7 protein-coding genes and 1 pseudogene are annotated in these 4,582 nt (G+C 35.3%); 2 read left to right on the top strand and 6 right to left on the bottom strand.

Going from position 1 to position 4,582, the window contains the following annotated elements; translation table 11 throughout:
- The 3 genes and pseudogenes from IQR33_RS00045 to IQR33_RS00035 all read right to left on the bottom strand — a co-directional run.
- Window positions 1-99: pseudogene (locus IQR33_RS00045) on the bottom strand (short-chain dehydrogenase); the annotation flags it as partial.
- Window positions 100-318: 219 nt separating this feature from the next.
- Entirely contained in the window at window positions 319-732 is a 414-nt protein-coding gene (locus IQR33_RS00040) for a hypothetical protein (RefSeq protein ID WP_140054595.1), read from the bottom strand.
- Between the two features lie 141 nt (window positions 733-873).
- Window positions 874-1,482: a hypothetical protein gene (locus tag IQR33_RS00035; protein ID WP_025767087.1), complete on the bottom strand. Its 609-nt coding sequence runs from the start codon at window positions 1,480-1,482 to the stop codon at window positions 874-876.
- A 633-nt stretch (window positions 1,483-2,115) separates the two neighbouring features.
- On the opposite strand from IQR33_RS00035, the gene IQR33_RS00030 reads away from it, so the two are divergent.
- Window positions 2,116-2,325 carry a cold-shock protein gene (locus IQR33_RS00030; protein WP_005380677.1) on the top strand — a complete coding sequence of 70 codons (210 nt, stop codon included), beginning with the start codon at window positions 2,116-2,118 and terminating at the stop codon, window positions 2,323-2,325.
- Between the two features lie 202 nt (window positions 2,326-2,527).
- Window positions 2,528-2,683 (top strand): hypothetical protein, encoded by a 156-nt coding sequence (locus tag IQR33_RS00025; protein ID WP_020196713.1) that lies wholly within the window; start codon window positions 2,528-2,530, stop codon window positions 2,681-2,683.
- An 805-nt stretch (window positions 2,684-3,488) separates the two neighbouring features.
- Here the strand turns inward: IQR33_RS00025 and IQR33_RS00020 are convergent.
- The 3 genes from IQR33_RS00020 to IQR33_RS00010 all read right to left on the bottom strand — a co-directional run bounded on the left by IQR33_RS00020 (window position 3,489) and on the right by IQR33_RS00010 (window position 4,245).
- The gene (locus IQR33_RS00020; RefSeq protein ID WP_180760439.1) at window positions 3,489-3,647 is read right to left on the bottom strand and encodes a hypothetical protein; all 159 of its coding nucleotides are present in this window, start codon (window positions 3,645-3,647) and stop codon (window positions 3,489-3,491) included.
- A gap of 65 nt (window positions 3,648-3,712) precedes the next feature.
- Window positions 3,713-3,913 (bottom strand): hypothetical protein, encoded by a 201-nt coding sequence (locus IQR33_RS00015; protein ID WP_020196715.1) that lies wholly within the window; start codon window positions 3,911-3,913, stop codon window positions 3,713-3,715.
- 119 nt (window positions 3,914-4,032) lie between these two features.
- Window positions 4,033-4,245 (bottom strand): cold-shock protein, encoded by a 213-nt coding sequence (locus tag IQR33_RS00010; RefSeq protein WP_193837287.1) that lies wholly within the window; start codon window positions 4,243-4,245, stop codon window positions 4,033-4,035.
- Between the last annotated feature and the right edge of the window lie 337 nt (window positions 4,246-4,582).

Genomic DNA, 4,582 nt, shown 5'->3' with positions numbered 1-4,582 from the left:
TTTTCCTTTTAGCTCCAAACGAACCGACTCAATTAATCCTTTGACGGCCCATTTCACTGCACAATACGTAGACTCTTGCGCTTTAGGTTGTTGCGCGGATTAGGCTGACTTCATCAGCCTCCTCGACAGAATCAGAGCAAGGGATACAAGACCATGAATGCACCATAATGCTAAAGCAATCTTATTGGTCACTTTCGGATTCAAAATACCGCTGCCTTCGGGCGTGGCTAACTCACTTTTGGACAAAAGTGAACTAGACCTATTGCTCTGACTCGTTCTGTCAGATTAGGAAAAGTAGGTTGATTCCTTGATCATTTGTTAGGAAAAAATCCCACCAATTTTTAAAGATAACGTAGTAATTGCAACTAAAGTAGAAAGTATTGAGATCATAACAGGAACAAAAAATTTTTTATTCTCGGCTCTTAATGACGCAAGCACACTAACCATAAGTGGGTAATTAACACAATGCTTATCTTCACCTATTTTCAATACAAAGAAATTCACATTTGACCCATCGGAACGCTTATAACCATATTTCTCATCCATGTGATAATAAAGCCTTCCAAATACAATATCAGCCTCAGTTTTCAGATCAGAAGAGATATCTTCAATGTTGAGAGGAACAAATATTTTTGCTTTACGAATAGATTTATCGTTTTTGTATGATAAATAGTCATTTTTATATTTTTTATATATTAATTCTAATATTTCTTTATCAGTAGGAATATTCATACATTTCCTCTTTCTCCTAACTCCCTGTTAAGGGTTGAGCAACGCAATGCTAAAGCCGCCGCACACCACCTTAATCACTTAAACCAACGCATAGTAAAAATGCCACGCGTTGCGAATCCCTCTCGAACAGTTGGTTAAAGGTCACTTTTCCACGTATTGCTTAGACTCTTCACAAATCCAGCTATAGTGTTCTGGATTACTACTATAGCGGTAGTTATCGAGATAAAACTTTAACCTTTCAACTTTACCTAACTTATCCCTGTCAATGGCTGAAATAACTAAACCTCTTGAGATATTGTACTGTTTTTCATCTAATTTCTTAACATGAGATAGCGTTTGTGAAACTACGCCAAATGACTCAATCATCCGAGAGTTGTTTCTGTAAAACTCCGAACATGATAAGTACACATTTTCACCTCTCAAATAGGATTGATATGCTTGATCTTCTACTTCCGTGAGATGCTTTTCATTTGCGAGGGAGCTAATTAAATTATCTAACGATATTTTATGCTCGGATATTACTCTATCCAGCTTTGACTGCTTGCTTGACTCAATCACCTGCAAACCTAGAAACAGTATTGAAACAAGAGTAAATATAGGAGTTAGAATCCCACTGATATACGTACCAAAATTCGCAAAGTCTTGTGTTGTTGCATATTGATATAAATCATGAAATTTGAAAAAGTACGGAGCAATAGTAAGAATCACCGCTATCAGTAAAATGACTATCAACGTTCTAAGATGTTTCATTTATTCTCCTGACCTTTAACAGTGTCTTTTTAACAGACATTGTCTTCATAAAATACAGACGTCATAGCAGCAACATGCTGTTCTATAGGTCTTATTCTTCCTTCCACTCAAAAATTGCTGAACATGTCTGTATAATTATAAGTGCTCAACTAGACTCATAATCTGCCATTAGGATAAATAGGTCAATAACTGACTTAGGAAAGTGGTCAGGAGTCTTGAGCTAAGCAGTTTTGGGGCAGTTTTGCGTTACGATGATCTACCCCGCCAGCAAGCCGTTGGACAAAGGCGAGTTTGGCAGCCGCAAGCAAGTCTCTCTCAAAAAAGGCCGTTTGGCAGTATTGATTTATTGCTTAATGTTCCCAACTGCAAAACGTCGGAATCAAGATGAACCCTTTGTGATAAAATGCGTTTGAATAGATGATATAAAAATTAATTTAAAATAAAGGTATATTTTTTTTAATTAATCTGTATAGTGGTCTTTGCTCTGACACAGAGTTGTTTCAAGATAAAATATAAAGAAAGTTTTCCAGCGTCATCCCTAGCAAGTTTCTCTCTGTAATCTCCTTAATGCTCTATCCTAAAATAATACCTATGTTCAGTGCACCTTAATTTTAATTTTATAAGGGGCATAATATGTCTAATCAAGTAATTGGTACAGTAAAGTGGTTTAACGAAACTAAAGGTTTTGGTTTTATTTCTCAAGAAAATGGCGATGATTTATTTGTTCATTTCAGAAGCATTTTAGGCGATGGCTTTAAGAAGCTTATTGAAGGCGAGCAGGTTTCCTTTACTGTAGGTAAAGGTCCTAAAGGCCTTCAAGCAGAAAATGTAACGACTATTTAGTCTTACAATTGAATTTACACTGCCTCGTCATACGCCTGGCGAGGTAGTTGCTCTGACAAAGATTTGTTTCAAGATAAAATATAAAGATAGTTTTCCAGCGTAATCCCTAGCAAGTTTCTCTCTGTAATCTCCTTAATTACCTATCCTAAAAATACTTATGTTCAGTGCACCTTAATTATAATTTTTTATAAAGGGGCATAATATGTCTAATCAAATATTTAATAATGAGAATAGAAATAATAAAAACAAATCTATTCAAAATAAAGAAACATCAATACATAAAAAAATAAAGATGAATAGCCTTCTCCAAAGGATTGCTAATGGTGAGACTGGTGTTGTTTTGGAGGAACTACTTTGAAAAATCACGGTAGAAAGAAGATCTGGTTTAAGTTAAAAAAGTGCGAATCATACACTAAAAAAATTTTATTATATTGAATGTAAGGTTTGTACAAGGTTGCTCATAGAAAGACTATGCTCTTCAACAGATGAGCTTTGGGAATAGCAACCACGAAATATCTGGGGCACACATCACATTATGACAAGTGGAACGTTAAGTTGCTTAAACTGTAGGAGCGATGAAACATACTCGTAGTGCTCAGGTTTGTGAGATGAGGTAATAACCATTCTATGATGGTTTTTTGCCGTCCATACTCCTTGATAATCAGTTACTTGCCTAGTCCAGCTTTTAGGCAGAAACCAAGTCAGTTCGAACGTTTAAGCGTGAAACAATGCCATATTGAAAGCATCACACTACTACGTCTCCTCAAAAGGAATAGGACCATGCCGACCTAAAACACACCGTGATGGATAGCGAAACTATCTTCATGAAAAGTCTAACGAACGCCAAGCGCTCAGCTGAGCATCATGCGCCAGAGGGTGCAATACTAATTAAGATTAGAGATTTAATGGATCAGATGCTAAGTCGAATAACGCTTGATGATTGATGATAGCTGGGTAGATAGTTGTGAAGACTGACGTTGGTTAGCAATCATGATTCGTTTTTCGTAGTAGCCTTTGACACAGTTTGGATTGTTTGTCTGACAAGGTTTGCTCACGATTAAGTTGATCTCGTAAACCTGTCAGCATGTCTCGGTCCAAGTTGCTCAGCTTTTCGGAATGTAAGAGGAGTGTCGTATTGATAAGCTCAGAGAGGTTTCGTGAACTCATAGTCCCCACTCTTTATCCCACTTTTTTTGTTCTTCAATCTCTTCTATGCGTTTGCGAACACCCATTTTTTTCAACTCTTCTGGTATTCGTTTAATCCCTTTCTGATTAATACTAAATTGCTTCTGCTTTTGTGTCGCTTTAGGTGACTTACTCATATATCATCCTATTGATGCTAAGAAAGATGATTTTATTCAGATTAGAATAAAGCCATTTCAATTCATTATCTCTTATTAATGTATCGTTCCGCGTTTGCAAAAAGTTTATCGCATGCTTTTTTCTGTGCTAAATATTCTGATGAACTTTCAGTCATAGAGTCGAGAATTTCTTTCGCTTCTTGATATTCTTTTACCATCGCAGCGAATCGTTCTTCGAAGTTGTTTTTCTGTGTTTTCTTGCTTGATTTTCTTACTGGTTTTCTCATATTGCTTCTTATCTTATCGATCCCAAAATTTATTTTATTCGTATTTCGAACGTTCAGAATCTTTATTAAAAAATAAAGTAAAAAAGTCTCCTCGACAGAAGAGACTTTTTATAAATATCTTACACTAACGTAACATTATCCGCTTGAGGACCTTTGTTACCTTGTTCAACAACAAAAGAAACCTTTTGGCCTTCAGATAATGTTTTGAAGCCATCACTAACAATTGATTTGAAGTGAACAAATAGGTTAGAACCGCCGTTATCAGGAGTGATAAACCCAAAACCTTTGGATTCATTAAACCATTTTACTAAGCCTGTTGATTTATTTGACATAATATATCTCGATACATTGATTAAGTTAAAAAGAAAGCTACTAAATAAGGAATGAAGAAAAAGGTATCGCAGGATAAATATGACGAATTTAATCGAATAAAAACTGAGAAGATCTTGAACTAAATATTTTACGAATAGCTCATCGTTTGAGCTTCTAACACTATACACTATATGAACATAATAGATATCTATTTCTTGATTGATTTTTATTGTCCATAAAATCAATGACATAAAAAGTGAAAGGCTGAATTGAAATCAACAGCATCATTAAAAATAATTATTGCAAAACAGATATTCGATACAAGCATGATCCCTAATTCTAACTTTGAATGGGGCA

The organism is Vibrio sp. OPT46 (genome assembly GCF_015163535.1).
Lineage (GTDB): Bacteria > Pseudomonadota > Gammaproteobacteria > Enterobacterales > Vibrionaceae > Vibrio > Vibrio alginolyticus.
Note: the sequence above shows the minus strand (reverse complement) of the source record. Positions and strands in the feature narration are given on the sequence as shown.